At 27.2% G+C, this 15,964-nt stretch carries 11 protein-coding genes; all 11 read left to right on the top strand.

Features of this window, described 5'->3' with window-relative positions:
- Positions 1–6: 6 nt before the first annotated feature.
- The 11 genes from AC4FQW_RS09095 to AC4FQW_RS09045 all read left to right on the top strand — a co-directional run bounded on the left by AC4FQW_RS09095 (position 7) and on the right by AC4FQW_RS09045 (position 15,956).
- Positions 7–3,588: a DNA polymerase III subunit alpha gene (locus tag AC4FQW_RS09095; protein WP_491148661.1), complete on the top strand. Its 3,582-nt coding sequence runs from the start codon at positions 7–9 to the stop codon at positions 3,586–3,588.
- 208 nt (positions 3,589–3,796) lie between these two features.
- Positions 3,797–4,510: a DUF975 family protein gene (locus tag AC4FQW_RS09090; RefSeq protein ID WP_491148659.1), complete on the top strand. Its 714-nt coding sequence runs from the start codon at positions 3,797–3,799 to the stop codon at positions 4,508–4,510.
- Between the two features lie 587 nt (positions 4,511–5,097).
- Positions 5,098–6,057 carry a 6-phosphofructokinase gene (gene pfkA / locus AC4FQW_RS09085; protein ID WP_303127781.1) on the top strand — a complete coding sequence of 320 codons (960 nt, stop codon included), beginning with the start codon at positions 5,098–5,100 and terminating at the stop codon, positions 6,055–6,057.
- 87 nt (positions 6,058–6,144) lie between these two features.
- The gene (gene pyk / locus AC4FQW_RS09080; RefSeq protein WP_303127784.1) at positions 6,145–7,563 is read left to right on the top strand and encodes a pyruvate kinase; all 1,419 of its coding nucleotides are present in this window, start codon (positions 6,145–6,147) and stop codon (positions 7,561–7,563) included.
- A 466-nt stretch (positions 7,564–8,029) separates the two neighbouring features.
- Positions 8,030–9,376, top strand: coding sequence for a glycerol-3-phosphate transporter (gene glpT / locus AC4FQW_RS09075; RefSeq protein WP_303127828.1), 1,347 nt, complete (start codon positions 8,030–8,032; stop codon positions 9,374–9,376).
- A gap of 92 nt (positions 9,377–9,468) precedes the next feature.
- Complete coding sequence (locus AC4FQW_RS09070; RefSeq protein ID WP_491148657.1) at positions 9,469–9,837, top strand: DUF1540 domain-containing protein; 369 nt, start codon at positions 9,469–9,471, stop codon at positions 9,835–9,837.
- 121 nt (positions 9,838–9,958) lie between these two features.
- Complete coding sequence (locus AC4FQW_RS09065) at positions 9,959–10,090, top strand: hypothetical protein (RefSeq protein ID WP_303127788.1); 132 nt, start codon at positions 9,959–9,961, stop codon at positions 10,088–10,090.
- A 186-nt stretch (positions 10,091–10,276) separates the two neighbouring features.
- Entirely contained in the window at positions 10,277–11,644 is a 1,368-nt protein-coding gene (gene rlmD, locus AC4FQW_RS09060) for a 23S rRNA (uracil(1939)-C(5))-methyltransferase RlmD (RefSeq protein WP_491148655.1), read from the top strand.
- Positions 11,645–11,782: 138 nt separating this feature from the next.
- Positions 11,783–12,556 carry a pseudouridine synthase gene (locus tag AC4FQW_RS09055; RefSeq protein WP_303127793.1) on the top strand — a complete coding sequence of 258 codons (774 nt, stop codon included), beginning with the start codon at positions 11,783–11,785 and terminating at the stop codon, positions 12,554–12,556.
- A gap of 161 nt (positions 12,557–12,717) precedes the next feature.
- Positions 12,718–13,068, top strand: coding sequence for an Hpt domain-containing protein (locus AC4FQW_RS09050; protein ID WP_303127796.1), 351 nt, complete (start codon positions 12,718–12,720; stop codon positions 13,066–13,068).
- Between the two features lie 95 nt (positions 13,069–13,163).
- Positions 13,164–15,956 carry an EAL domain-containing protein gene (locus AC4FQW_RS09045; RefSeq protein WP_491148654.1) on the top strand — a complete coding sequence of 931 codons (2,793 nt, stop codon included), beginning with the start codon at positions 13,164–13,166 and terminating at the stop codon, positions 15,954–15,956.
- The last annotated feature ends 8 nt before the right edge of the window (positions 15,957–15,964 follow it).

The raw sequence follows: 15,964 nt of genomic DNA, 5'->3' as shown, positions 1-15,964 counted from the left end.
GGGTAAGTGGGAGATAAAAAATTTTGTCATTTACATCTTCACACAGAGTACAGCCTTTTAGATGGATCTGGAAAAGTTAAGAAGCTTGTAAAGAAAGCTAAGGAGCTTGGTATGGAAAGTATGGCTATTACTGACCATGGAGTAATGTATGGGTGTGTTGATTTTTATAAAGCAGCTAAGGAAGAAGGGATAAAACCTATACTTGGTTGTGAAGTTTATGTAGCTAGTAAGTCAATGCATATTAAAAATATAGATAAAGATAATAGTACAAATCACTTAGTTCTTTTAGTTAAAAATGAAATTGGTTATGAAAACTTAATGAAGATAGTTTCAGAGGCTTCAATAGAAGGATTTTATTATAAACCTAGAGTAGATCATGATTATTTGAGAAAACATAGTGAAGGGATTATAGCATTAAGTGCATGTCTTGGAGGAGAAGTACAAAAGGCATTACTTAATGATAACTATGAAAAAGCAAGAACTGTAGCTTTAGAATATAATGATATATTTAAAGAAGGTTTTTATTTGGAGCTTCAAAATCATGGTATGGAAGAACAAAGAAAAGTAAATGAATTAAATATAAAGCTTTCAAAGGAGACAGGAATACCTCTAGTTGCAACAAATGATGTTCATTATATTGAAAGAAAAGATTCAAAATCACATGATATTTTAATGTGTATACAAACAGGAAAAACTGTTGATGACATAAATAGACGTAGATACCCTTCTGATCAGTTTTACTTAAAGTCACCAGATGAAATGTATGATATGTTTTCTTATATACCAGAGGCTTTAGAAAATACTATAAAGATATCAGAACAATGTAATTTTGATTATGAGTTTCATGTATCAAAATTACCTAAATTCCCATTACCAGAAAATGAAGATAATCCTTATACATATTTAAGGGATACATGTTATAAAGGACTTATAGAAAGATATTCAGTATTTGATTGTATTAAAGAGGATAAATATGATTATGATAAAGTCTTTAATATGAGGGAAGAAAGTGAAGAGGCAAGAGAGCTTATTGATAGACTTGATTATGAACTTGGAGTAATCAAGCAAATGGGATATGTTGATTACTTTTTAATTGTTTGGGACTTTATAAAGTATTCAATAGATAATGGAATACCAACTGGGCCAGGGAGAGGTTCAGCAGCTGGTTCAATTGTTGCATATACTCTTGGAATAACAAAAATAGATCCAATAAAGTATAGTTTATTATTTGAAAGATTCTTAAATCCAGAGAGAGTAAGTATGCCAGATATAGACTCTGATTTTTGTTATGAAAGAAGACAAGAAGTAATAGATTACGTTGTTGATAAATATGGGGAAAAAAATGTATCTCAAATTATAACTTTTGGAACAATGGCTGCAAGAGCATGTATTAGAGATGTAGGAAGGGCAATGGATTATTCTTATGCAGAAGTTGATAGAATAGCTAAAATGATTCCAACTATGCTTGGAATAACAATAGAGAAAGCATTAGATTTAAATCCAGAACTTAAATCAGCCTATGATACAGATGAGCGTGTTAAAAATTTAATTGATGTTAGTAAAGATTTAGAAGGTCTTCCAAGGCACTCATCAACTCACGCAGCTGGAGTAGTTATAGCATCAAAGCCATTAGTTGAGTATGTACCACTTCAAAAGAATGATGAAATGATAGTAACTCAATTTGGAATGACCACATTAGAAGAGCTTGGTCTTCTAAAGATGGATTTTTTAGGCCTTAGAACGTTAACTGTTATGAATGATGCTGTTAATATGATTAAGTATAATAGAAATGTTGATATAGATTTAGATAAAATAGACTTTGAAGATAAAGAAGTTTATAAGATGATTGGTGAAGGTAAAACTGCAGGGGTATTCCAGTTAGAATCAGCTGGGATGGTAGCTTTCATGAAGGAACTTAAGCCAGATTCATTAGAAGATATTATAGCGGGTATTTCATTATATAGACCAGGTCCTATGGCTGAAATACCTAGATATGTTGAAAGAAAGAGAAATCCTGAAAAGGTTGAGTATTTAACACCAGAGTTAGAAGATATATTAAATGTTACATATGGAGTAATGGTATATCAAGAACAGGTTATGGAAATAGTTAGAAAGCTTGCAGGATACTCAATGGGAAGAAGTGACCTTGTTAGAAGAGCTATGTCAAAGAAAAAGCATAAGGTCATGGAAGAAGAAAGAAAAAACTTTATATACGGAATAGAAGATAAAGATGGAAATATTGAAGTACCAGGATGTTTAAGAAATGGAATATCAGAAGATGTAGCAAATAAAATATACGATATGATGATGGATTTTGCTTCATATGCTTTTAATAAAAGTCATGCTGCAGCTTATGCAGTTGTTGGTTATCAAACAGCTTATTTAATGAAGTATTATCCAGTTGAAATGATTGCAGCTATGCTTAATTCAGTAATGGGAACAAGTGAAAAAGTTGCATCATATATAAAGTTTGCAGAAAGTTTAGGCATACAAGTGGTTCCACCTGATATAAATAAAAGTTATTCAAAATTTACTGTTGATGGAGATAAAATAATATTTGGTCTTGCAGCAATAAGAAATGTTGGAGTAAATGTCGTTGAAAATATAGTAAAGTCTAGAAATGATAAAGGTGAATTTTTATCAATAATGGATTTTATAAATAAATTAGATCTTGGAACAATTAATAAAAGAGCTGTAGAAAGTCTTATAAAAGCTGGAGCTTTAGATTCATTTAAAGTATATAGATCAAAGCTTTTAGCTGTTTATGAAAAAATAATGGATGGTGTTTCAGGAGAAAGAAAGAGAAATATTGATGGCCAAATTAGTTTATTTGGACTTGATGAAGAAAATGCAAGTATGCCAGAAATTAAATATCCTGATATAAAGGAATTTAATAAAAAGCATATCCTTTCAATGGAAAAAGAAATGACAGGTATATATTTATCAGGACATCCTTTAGATGAGTATGGAAAGAGTTTAAAGGTACAAACTACAACAACTATAAGTAATATATTTAAAGTTTATGAGGCTATGGAAGAAAATATTGCTAAAGGTATAAGCTTAGATGATATGTCAAGTGAAATGCCAATAAAAGATAATCAAACAGTAATATTAGGTGGAATTTTAACAGAAGTAAATCAAAAGGTTACTAGAAATAATACAATAATGGCATTTTTAAAGCTTGAAGATTTAAGTGGAGAAATAGAAGTTATCGTTTTTCCTAGAACATTAGATAGAGTTAGAGAAAGTATAAACGAAGATGCACTTGTTACAATAAAAGGGCGTATAAGTCTTAAGGAAGATGAACCACCAAAGCTTATATGTGAAAAAATTGAAGGTCTAGAAAAAGTAGATTCAAATAAAATATATATAAGAGTAAATGATGCTAAAGAAGCAAAAATATTAGCAAATGAAATAAAAAATAATTTTAATCAATATAAAGGTGAAACAGTAGTTTATATATTTAATAATGAATTAAGAAAAAGTTATAGACTTTCAAGAGAATGTTGGCTTGATTTAAATAGTGATGCAATAACAATATTAAAGGAAAAATTAGGTGATGATAACGTAAAGGTAGTGGAATCTTAAAATCTTTAAAAATGTAATTTAAAAATAAAAAAAGATGGTTTAAGAAGTTAATTTTTAAATCATCTTTTTATTTTTTAAAACTATAAGTAAATAATATAAATCTACATAATTTTTTAATAATTAGATTAGTTTATAATATTGTTATATATAATAAATGAGTTTAATAGAATTATACAAATGCTTATATTATTTAATAGGAGGGAATTGTATGGAAAATTCGGAAATTAAGAAATTATCGAAAGAAAATCTTAAGGGGAACTGGCTTAAGTTTGTATTGGTAACTTTAGTAGTTTTTATTTTAACAGGAATTCCTGAACTTATATTTAATGAATCAAATATATCAATAGCAAATAATGTGTTAACTTTTATAATATCGGTATTAACAGGAGTATTTTCAATAAATTTATACTTAAATTTAGTTAGGAATGGTAAATTTGATATAAATAATATAACAAAAGATTTTAAAGTATATTTAAGATATGCAGGGTTTTCGTTAATATTAGGAATAGTTGTAGTTGTAATAACAATAATTTTAATTTCTATATTTATAGGAAGTATATTTAGTATTACTTTTTTTGAATATGAAATTAGTTATGTTATATTTTCACTTATTTTAGTTGCAGTATCATTAAGTTTAATGATGCTTATAATAAATACATTCTTTTTACCAGTGGAATATTTAATAGTTGATGGATTTACATTATCAGAAAGTTTGTCAAAGTCATTTAGTTTAATGAAAGGGAACAAATGGAGATTCTTTAAATTTCAATTATCATTTTTAGGTTGGATGATACTTGGAATATTAACTTTAGGAATAGGATTACTTTGGGTAATTCCTTATTATAGTACATCATTAGCTAATTTTTATTTAATAATAAGGAATGGAAAAGATTCTTGTGAAAAATTTAATTTAAATGCATAAATAAAGTATAACTATTCAAAATTTTATATATTAAGGTAGGAAAGGTATGATAAAAATATAGATTTTCATACCTTTCTTTTGCTTTTTATTAAAAAATCTAAAAATACAGAAAATTCATTTTTTCTCTTGATATTTTATCGAAATAAGTAGATAATTGTTATGTAATAGCAAATAAAAGCTTTATAAAATATATAAAAAATAATTAATTTATAAAATAATTAATTAATAAAAAGGCAATAAAAATGCAATAATTGTATTAAAGTAATAACAATAGTCAATAATATTGAATGAAAGATAAATGAAAATTTTTACAAAAATTAAATCCAAAAAAATAATAAGATTACATATAATTTTGAATTTCATAGGGTATAATAATGATGTGGAATGATTACAACAATTCAATATAAAGAATATTGTAGAATATTTTAATATAATATCAATATATTAAAAAAATTAAACAATTTACATTGATAACATTGATAATTTTCAGCAATTTATGTACAATTATAATCGGTCATATAAACGTGGGAAGATTTATTACCGGTGGGACAAGATGTGTCCTGTTTGGTGAATAAGGAGGAGTAATCATGAAAAAGATAGCTATTTTAACTAGTGGTGGAGATGCACCAGGAATGAATGCTGCAGTTAGAGCGGTAACTAGAACAGCAATAGCAGCTGGATTAGAGGTAATGGGAGTTCAAAGAGGATATAGTGGTTTAATTAACGGAGAATTATTCACTATGGACAGAAGTTCAGTTTCTGATATTATTCAAAGAGGTGGAACAATTTTAAGAACAGCTAGATGTCCAGAATTTAAACAAGAAGAAGTAAGAAAAAAAGCAGTTAAAATCTTAAAAGCATATGGAGTAGATGCATTAGTAGTAATAGGTGGAGACGGATCATTTACAGGAGCAAAGCTTCTTTCTAAATTAGGAATTAAAACAATTGGTCTTCCAGGAACAATTGATAATGATTTAGCTTACACAGATTATACTATTGGATTTGATACAGCATTAAACACAGTATTAGATGCGATTAATAAGATTAGAGATACTTCAACATCTCACGAAAGAGTTTCAATAGTTGAGGTTATGGGAAGAAATTGTGGAGACTTAGCTTTATACGCTGGTTTAGCAGGTGGAGCTGAAGCAATAATAGTTCCAGAAAAAGGATTCGATAAAAATGAATTATGCAAAACTATTCTAGAAGGAAGACAAAGTGGAAAGATGCACAATCTTGTACTTTTAGCAGAAGGAGTAGGTGGAGCTTTCGAATTAGCTAAAGAAGTTGAAGAAGTTACAGGAATGGAAACAAGAGCAACTGTTTTAGGACATATCCAAAGAGGTGGAAGCCCAAGTGCTTTTGATACAATATTAGCTTCAAAAATGGGATCAAAGGCAGTTGAAGTTTTACAAGAAGGAAAAACTTCAAGAGTTATTGGAATAGTTGATAATAAAATAGTAGATATGGATATCGACGAAGCTTTAGCAATGGAAAGAAAATTTGATGAAAAGACTTATGAAATTGCAGAAATAATTTCAAAATAGTTTTAAATAATAAATTAATAATGCTATAAATAAATTTTTATATATAGATTTTGGGTAATTACAAAAAAAGAGGGAGTGTTATTTCGAATGAAAAAGACTAAGATGATTTGTACAATAGGTCCAGCTAGTGAAAATGAAGAAATATTATCACAAATAATCCAAGCTGGAATGAATGCTTCAAGACATAACTTTTCACATGGAGATCATGAAGAGCATGCAGGAAGAATAAAAAAAGTTAAGGAATTAGCTAAAAAATTCAACAAAGAAATAGCTATCGTTTTAGATACAAAAGGACCAGAAATAAGAACTGGAAACTTTGAACCAAGCAAGCTTGAACTACAAAAAGGTTCAGAATTCACTATATATGTTGGTGAAGAAGTTCTTGGAGATGCAACTAAATGTTCAGTAAGCTACGATGGATTAGCTAATGACGTTAAACCAGGAAACACAATCTTAATAGATGATGGTTTAGTTGGATTAGAAGTTAAAAAGGTAGAAGGAAATAAAGTAATCTGTGAAGTTATGAACACTGGATTAGTTGGAAGTCACAAAGGAGTTAACGTTCCTGGTGTATCAATAAAATTACCAGCTTTAACTGAAAAAGACGAAGCAGATTTAAAATTCGGTTGTGAAATCGGAGTAAACATGATAGCTGCATCATTCGTAAGAAAAGTTGAAGACGTAAGAGCAATCAGAAAAGTTTTAGATGAAAATGGTGGAGAAAACATCCTTATCTGTCCTAAGATAGAAAACCAAGAAGGTGTTGACAATATAGATTCAATAATAGCTGAATCAGATGCTATTATGGTAGCTAGAGGAGACCTTGGAGTTGAAATTCCAATAGAAAACGTACCAGCAGTACAAAAAATGATCATTCAAAAATGTAACAAAGCTGGAATCCCAGTTGTTACTGCAACACAAATGTTAGATTCAATGATCAGAAACCCAAGACCAACAAGAGCTGAAGTTTCAGACGTAGCTAATGCTATATTAGATGGAACAGATGCAATAATGTTATCAGGAGAAAGTGCTAACGGAAGCTATCCTGTAGAAGCTGTTAGAACAATGGCTAAGATTGCTGAAGAAACTGAAAAGCAATTAGAATACAAAGTTGCAACTTCAACAGCAACTCATCATGTTCCTGCAATATCAGGAGTAATAAGCAGAGCTACTTGTAATGCTGCTAATGAATTACAAGCTGCTGCAATAGTTTCATCAACTCAAAGTGGAGCAACTGCAAAGAGATTATCACAATGCAGACCAGAATGCCCAATATTAGCAATTACTCCAAGCGAAATTGTTGCTAAACAATTAGCTTTCTCATGGGGAGTATATGCAATGGTTTCAGAAAGAATGGAATCAACTGATGAAATGATGGAAAAATCAACACAAATAGCTAAAGAAAACGGATTTGTTAAAGCTGGAGATACAGTAGTTATAGCTGCTGGAGTACCAGTTGCAGAAGTTGGAGCAACTAACTTAATGAAAGTAACTGTTGTAAAATAGTTTAATTTATATAAGTTAATTAAAAATAACCTTTAGATTTATTTCTAAAGGTTATTTTTTATGAAAATATTTAAATTTATAAAAAAATATAATAAAGTATTGTATATTATTTATAAGATATGTTAAAATTATAAGATGTATCTAAAGTAAAGATTATTATTGGCAACTGATTCTATTGCACCCTTAGTGGTGCTAATTTTTTTAAAAAAATGAACAAAAAGTAAAACTTTAAGTTTTACTTTTATAACTATTGTAAATGTTTACTAAAAATATTATTATAAAATTAGAGATAGCGCTATCTTGAATTTTTTATACTTTAATCAAAATTTAATACATGGTACAGAGATTTAGAGAATAGACCACAATTAGTATATTAAAAATATACTTTTGTGGTATTTTTTTATTTTCTGACATCGTAGGGGGGACAAGAGATATGTCAAACTTTTCAAAAGTTAACAAAGCAGATATGACAGTAGATTTATCTAATCAAACAAGAGATATATTAGGATTTTTAAAACCTGCTAAACCAATAGCTAGGTTGCCAAAGGATAAAATAGATTCTGCATATAAAAGGTATAGAATTCAAGTATTTATTAGTATATATATAGGATATCTAACTTATTATTTTGTAAGAAGTAATTTTTCATTAGCAAAAGCTTACTTAGTAGATCAAGGATTTACTAAGCTTCAATTAGGATTTGTAGCATCAGCACTTGGAATAGCATATGGAATTAGTAAATTTGTTATGGGAAATGTTTCTGATAGATCAAATCCAAGGTATTTTTTAGGAATAGGACTTATTTTATCAGGTATAGTAAATTTCTTCTTTCCAATTACATCAAGTATAACATTAATGTTTATATTAATGCTTGCTAATGGTTGGGTTCAAGGAATGGGTTGGCCACCTTGTGGAAGAACAATTACTCACTGGTTTTCAGATAGAGAACGTGGAGTAAAAATGTCAATTTGGAATACTGCTCATAATGTTGGAGGCGGACTTATAGCAACAATAGCAGTAATTGGTGTTTCAATGTTTGGCAGCTGGAAAGGAATATTCTATTTACCAGCAATAATTGCAATTATAATTGGAATTCTTTATATGATATTTGCAAAAGATACTCCTCAATCAGTTGGATTACCACCTATAGAGGAATATAAAAATGATTATCCAGAAGTTCAAGTTGATGATAGAGAAAGAGAATTATCAGCAAAAGAAATATTATTTAAGTATGTATTTACAAATAAATATTTATGGGCAGTAGCTTTGGCAAATATTTTTGTATATTTAGTTAGATATGGAGTTATAAACTGGGTTCCAACATATTTAGAAGAAGTTAGAAACTTTAGTATGAAAGAATCATCAGTTGCATTTGCACTTTTTGAATATGCAGCAATACCAGGTACTATAATAATTGGATGGCTTAGTGATAAAGTATTCCATGGAAGAAGAGCACCTCTTGGAGTATTCTGTATGATTGGTGTATTTATCGGGGTATTTATATATTGGAAGAGTTCAAATCCAATAATTATAAATTGTGCTTTAGCTTCAATTGGAGCTTTAATATATGGACCAGTTATGTTAATTGGAGTAAGTGCATTAGATTTAGTTCCTAAAAAAGCAGCAGGAACAGCAGCTGGTTTTACAGGTCTTTTCGGATACATGGGAGGACAAGTGTTAGCAGAAGTTGCTATGGGTGCTGTTGTTGATAAGTTTAATTGGGATGGTGGATTTATACTACTTATGGCATCATGTATATTAGCAATAGTATTCTTAGCATTTACTTGGAATGTTCATGATAGATCAAAAGCTTAATAGTAAAGGTTATCAATTAAAAATTCTATATAAATAAAAGAATATTATCACACTCCTTGCAAATAATATAACTTAAGGGAGTGTGATAATTTATGAATACAACATTAGGCTGTTCAGTTCATAGTTGTATAAATAATGAAGGTGGACTTTGTGGAGCAGAATATATTCTTATTGAAGGAGAAAATGCTTACACATCAAGTCAGACACATTGTAGTAATTATAGAGAAAAATCAATAATAAATGGATTTAAAGCTTTGGGGAATACTGATTTTATTGGAGAAATAATGCAAATGGTTAATGATGGTAGTGATATAAAACTTAGTCCAACAGTTTCTTGCAATGCAAAATCTTGTTTTTATAATGGAAATGGTAAGTGTGAAGCTAGAAACTTAATAATAACTAAAAACACTGAAAGAAATGATGTGTTAACTCAATGTGAAACTTTTATAGAGTCATATTAAATATTTTTTATACTATAAATAAAATATTTAATTTATCAATTAGTTAAAACAATAATTAATAAAAATCATAATATATAATAAAACAACATATCTTCATAAATAATTTGCATGAGGTGGATAAATGAAAGATAGTATTTCTTTAGGTTTTTCTTATAATGAAAAAAAAGTTAAAAGCTTATTAGGACTAGGATTAGTTATTGTTGTTACTTTTAGTGGTATATTAATTACATCTATTGCAAACAAAATTAAATAATTATAAAGAGCTGTCAAATGAAAGTTTGACGGCTCTTTATATTATAGAAATTAATTTTAAGCTTAGAAATTTTATTTAGAATATGAATTAATTTGATAAGAGGGTTATATCAATATTTATACAACTTTTATATAACTTTATGATATAATAAGTCGGTATTACATGTTAGGAAAAAGGTGAAACGATATGGTTATAAAAAACAAAGAGTACACTTTAGATATATTGTCACAAGGATATGAAGGTGAGGGAATTGCCAAGATAGAAGGATTTCCTATATTTATTGAAGGAGCTTTAAAGAGAGAAAAGGTTAGGGCTTTAATTGTTAAGGTTAAAAAAAATTATGCATATGGCAAATTATTAGAAGTTATAGAAAAATCTGAAGGTAGAGTAGAAGCAAGATGTGAAAACTTTAAAAAATGTGGTGGGTGTAAAATTCAACATATGAATTATAAAACACAACTTGATTTTAAGTATGAGAGAGTTAAAGATTGTATAAAAAAAATCGGTGGTCTTAATGAAGATATAGTAAATTATCCTATTGGTATGAATGAAAATCCATATAATTATAGAAATAAAGTTCAATTGCCTGTAGGAATGGTTAATGGGAAATTATCAATTGGATTTTATGCACCAAGAAGTCATGACATAATTAATATAGATAGATGCTTTATTCAGGAAGATGATTCAGATAAGATAGTGAAAATCTTTAGAGATTGGATGGAAGAAAACAATATAAAACCAGCTTTTGTTGATGGTAAATTTAATAAAGAAGGTTTTTTAAGACATATAATGATAAGAAAAGGCTTCAAAACAGGAGAGGTTATGGTTGTCTTAGTTGCAACTAGAAAAGAATTAAAAAATATAAATGAGCTAATACAAAAGTTAGAGTTTAAAATTAAAGGTTTAAAAAGCGTTATACTAAATGTAAATAAAAAAGATACAAATGTAATACTTACACCTGAATGTTATACGTTATGGGGAGAAGATTGTATTACTGATTACATTGGAAACTTTAAATTTAATATATCACCTCTTTCATTTTTTCAAGTTAATCCTGAACAAACAGAAGTACTGTATGGAAAAGCACTTGAATATGCAAACTTAACAGGAAATGAAACGGTATTTGACGCTTACTGTGGTACAGGTACAATAACACTATTTTTATCACAAAAAGCAAAGAAAGTTTATGGAGTTGAAATAGTTGAGCCTGCAATAGTAAATGCTAGAGAGAATGCTAAAAAAAATAATGTTGATAATGCAGAATTTTTTGTTGGTAAGTCAGAAGAAGTTATACCAAAGCTTATAGAAGATGGAGTTAAAGCTGATGTTATAGTAGTTGATCCGCCTAGAAAGGGTTGTGATAATAAATTACTTAATGCTATAGGTGAAGTAAAGCCAGAGAGAGTCGTATATGTATCATGTGACCCAAGTACTTTAGCTAGGGATTTAAAGGAACTTGATATATTAGGATATAAAACTATAGTGGTACAACCAGTTGATATGTTTCCACATACAGCACATATAGAAAATGTTGCATTATTAGAAAGAAAATAATTTTGATAGAAATACTTATAAATTAAATATATTTTAATGGAAGAATATTAATATATATTCTTCCATTTTTATTAATAATTACAATTATGTTTATTTAGAGGTTAATTATAATTTAAAGAAAGAGAATTAGATAATAGAATGAGATTAGATAAATTTTTAGCACAGTCATCAATTGGAAAGCGTAAAGAAGTTAGAATTTATATAAAAGAAGGAAAGGTAAGAGTTAATGAAAAAGTAGTAACAGTACCTGCAATTAATATAGATGAAAAGATAGATAAAATAGAATATCTTAATAATGTAGTAGAATATTCAGAAAAGGTATATTATATGTTTAATAAACCTTCTGGGTGTATTACTGCAAAGATAGATAAAGAGCATAAAACTGTATTTGAATTTTTAAGTGAAGAAGATAAAAAAGGAATATTTCATGTTGGAAGGTTAGATAAAGATACTGAGGGTTTATTATTGTTCACTAATGACGGAGATTTTGAACATAAGTTAATGCATCCAGAAAAGCATGTATGTAAAACTTATTTCTTTTGGGCATTAGGTTCTTTAAGTAATGAAAATATAAAAAGCTTAGAAAATGGAGTTAATATAATAAAAGGTAGAGTTTTAACTAGACCTGCTAAGGTGAAAATTAATGATTATGGCTTATTTAAGGATTTTGAAGATGAACTTAAAAAGTTAAATATAAATTTAAAAAATTACAATCAATCCGTTGTTTCAGGATATATTACTATTTCAGAAGGACGAAAGCATCAAGTGAAACGTATGCTTAAAGCAGTTGGATGTAATATTTTATATTTAAAGAGAATTGCTATAGGAGAAGTAGTGTTGGACACAAAATTAAATTTAGGTGAATATAGACATTTAACAGAAAAAGAACTTCAAAGTTTGTTTAGTATTTAATATAATTATTATAATAAAATTAAGAAAGTAGAAGTTTTAAAATTTATTATATATTAAATTAGTATTGTTTTGATTTGATATATCTTTTAATTACATAATGTTTATAAATTTATTTAACATAAGTATCATTTAATTATAATATAAAATGGAGATGATTTATTTTGAATTTTGATGATGGATTAGAGAAATTAGGAATAAATAAAGGGGAAATAATAAGCAGATTTGCGAATAATACTAATTTAGTTGAAAAGTTTATAAAAGCTTTTCTTAAGGATAATACATATTATGAATTAAAAGAAGCTGTTGATAATTTAGATTATAAAGAAATAGAAATAAAAGCACATACATTAAAGGGAATATCTTTAAATCTTAGCTTTCATACATTATTTTTATTATGCACAGAACTTGTAAATGATATTAGAGCTCACAAATACAATAAAATAAAAGAACTTTTTTTAGATATAAAAAATGAGTATGAAAGAATTTGTAAAATTATATCAAGTATAAATTAATCTTGGAATTAATAATTAAATAAAAATTTATTAAATTAGTGAGGTGTATCTGTTATATTATAAGAATGTAAAAATTAAAAATGGGGGATAATTTTATGAAAAAGAAGGGACATATTCATAATAATTTAAAAAGATATAAAGAAATAAATGAATATCTTAAAGAGAAATATGATTCTTCAAGTGAATTTTATAAACAGTTATTAGATGAGTATATATATTCTAATAATGAGTTTGATATAGATGAAATTAAAAAACATGAATTATATTTAGAATCGCAAGTTGAATTGGATTCATTAAATGAATTATACAATAAAATGAAAATAGAAGATTTTATAAATAATCAATTAGTTATTAAAGAAAATAATGAAACAAAATACGCTTTTATTTTATTAGATATTGATAACTTTAATAAGATAAATAAAAAATATGGACGAATGTTTGGAAATGAAACTTTAAATAAGGTAGAGTTAAAATTAAAGTCATTAGTTAGAGATAATGATTTTATTTCAAGGGTTAGTGGAGATGAATTTATTATTTTTATTAAGGATATTAAAAATAAAAATGATGTTTTAATAAGAGCTTATGAAATATGTAAAAGTATTAATTTAATATTTTTTTATGATTTTCCAGAACTCCATGTTTCTTGCTCATGTGGAATTTCCATAGCAAAGGAACATGGAAACAGCTTTAATGAGCTTTATAATATATCATATATAGCTCTTACAGAAGCTAAGAAGTTAGGAAAGAATTGTTGTAAAATTTATGGTGAAGAGAGTATAGATATAAATAACAAAAGTTTTAATGAAAACATAAATAATAAAATTTTGATTGTTGATGATATAGATATAAATAGAGAAATTTTAAAGAGTATTTTTTCAGATGAATATGAGGTTTTAGAAGCGGAAAATGGACAGGTGGCTTTAGATATTATAAAAGAGAAAGGTAACGAGATTTTAGCTGTAATTTTAGATATAATAATGCCTATTAAAAATGGATTTGAAGTTATGGCTGAAATGAAAAATAATAATTTAATTAATGAGATACCTGTTATTGTTGTTACTATGATTGATGAAACGGAAAATGAGGTTAAAGCTCTTGAAATGGGTGCCGTTGATTTAATTGTTAGACCATATAATTCAAAAGTTATTAAAGAACGTATAAGAAATGTTATAAGTAGAAAAGAGCTTAGTAAAATAAAATATCAAAACAAGATATTAAAGGAGCAAAATGAAACTGCTGAAAGGTATCGTATAATAGTTGAACAAACAGGGGCTATAGTTTATGAATGGAACCCAATAGATAGAACATTTTATAGTTCAGCAGGAATTAAAGAATTTCTTATAAGTACAACTAAGCCATGTTTAGTTTTTTCAGGTAAAGATACTTGTTGTAAGTATTTTCATCCAGAAGATTATGGGATTATATTAAATACATATTTTAGAGATATCTTAGAGGGTAATGGTAAAACAATTGTTACTGTACGATTAAAAAAACTTGATGGATCATTTGTATGGTGTGAGATAACAATTAATTGTGTAAAAGATGATGACAACAATATACAACGTATAATAGGTACAATAGCTGATGTTGATGAAAAAATTAAATCAGAACAAAAGCTTTTATATATGGCTAAATATGATGAGTTAACTGGAATATATGATAAGGATGAATTTTACAGATCAACTTTAGATATGATTAAAAAAAATAATCAACTATCATATGCAGTAATTGTTATGAATATTTCAAAATTCAAGGTTTTAAATGATATATTTGGCTTAAAAGCTGGAGATAAATTATTATGTTTTATAGCAAATTATCTAAAGAAAAATTTAGTTGGAGATGTAAGGTTTGGAAGACTACAAGCTGATAGTTTTGCAATGTGCGTTCCAGCGGATGAGAAATTTATAATTAATTTAATAAAAGATATAGAAAAGAATATATCTATATATCCATTAGATTTTAATATAATAGTTAATTTTGGAATTTATTTAGTAGAGAAATATGATGAATGTGTAAATTTAATGTGTGATAAAGCAAATATTGCATTATCTACTATTAAAGGAAATTATGTAAAAAGATATGAATTTTATGATAGTAAAATGCGTAGAGATTTAATTAAACAACAAGAGTTAATTAATGATGTTAAGTTAGCAATGCAAAATGGAGAATTCAATATACATATACAACCTCAAATAGAATATAAATCAGGTGAAATTGTTTCAGGTGAGGCATTAGTACGTTGGAATCATAAAATTAAAGGAATGATTCCACCAAATGTTTTTATAAATTTATTTGAGGAAAATGGATTTATTACAAAATTGGATATGCATATATGGGAATGTACTTGTAAATTAATAAGAAAATGGATTGATAATGGTCAAAAAGTAGTACCTATATCAGTAAATGTATCAAGAATAGATATATTTAATTTAAATTTAAATGATCATTTCAATAAACTTATTAAAAAATATAATTTACCTAAAGGAGTTTTGGAATTAGAGATTACAGAAACAGCTTATATGGAAAACTCTGTACAACTTATTGAGATTGTAAATAAGTTAAGAGCAGATGGATTTAAGGTTCTTATAGATGATTTTGGTAGTGGATATTCTTCCTTAAGTATGCTTAAAGATATTGAAGTAGATATATTAAAATTAGATCGTAGTTTTATTCAAGATGCAAATGTTAATAAAAGAAGTGAAAAAATTTTAACTGCTATAGTATATATGGCAAATGCATTAAAAGTACCTATTATTGCTGAGGGAATTGAAACAAAGGAACAAGCGGAATTTTTAGGGGAATTAGGTTGTGACATAATACAAGGATACTATTATTCTAAGCCACTACCTATAGATAAATTTGAAAATTTACTAAATAGCAAAAACTAATAGGAGAT

The sequence above is a fragment of the Clostridium sp. TJA085 genome (genome assembly GCF_058310235.1).
The sequence above is the reverse complement of the archived record's forward strand: the minus strand, read 5'-3'. Positions and strand labels throughout refer to the sequence as shown.

What these genes read in the sequence shown, in the direction of transcription:
- AC4FQW_RS09090 (WP_491148659.1), top strand. Translation starts at nt 3,797, where the DNA reads ATGGAAAATTCGGAAATTAAGAAATTATCGAAAGAAAATCTTAAGGGG.
- pfkA (WP_303127781.1), top strand. Translation starts at nt 5,098, where the DNA reads ATGAAAAAGATAGCTATTTTAACTAGTGGTGGAGATGCACCAGGAATG.
- pyk (WP_303127784.1), top strand. Translation starts at nt 6,145, where the DNA reads ATGAAAAAGACTAAGATGATTTGTACAATAGGTCCAGCTAGTGAAAAT.
- glpT (WP_303127828.1), top strand. Translation starts at nt 8,030, where the DNA reads ATGACAGTAGATTTATCTAATCAAACAAGAGATATATTAGGATTTTTA.
- AC4FQW_RS09070 (WP_491148657.1), top strand. Translation starts at nt 9,469, where the DNA reads ATGAATACAACATTAGGCTGTTCAGTTCATAGTTGTATAAATAATGAA.
- AC4FQW_RS09065 (WP_303127788.1), top strand. Translation starts at nt 9,959, where the DNA reads ATGAAAGATAGTATTTCTTTAGGTTTTTCTTATAATGAAAAAAAAGTT.
- rlmD (WP_491148655.1), top strand. Translation starts at nt 10,277, where the DNA reads ATGGTTATAAAAAACAAAGAGTACACTTTAGATATATTGTCACAAGGA.
- AC4FQW_RS09055 (WP_303127793.1), top strand. Translation starts at nt 11,783, where the DNA reads ATGAGATTAGATAAATTTTTAGCACAGTCATCAATTGGAAAGCGTAAA.
- AC4FQW_RS09045 (WP_491148654.1), top strand. Translation starts at nt 13,164, where the DNA reads ATGAAAAAGAAGGGACATATTCATAATAATTTAAAAAGATATAAAGAA.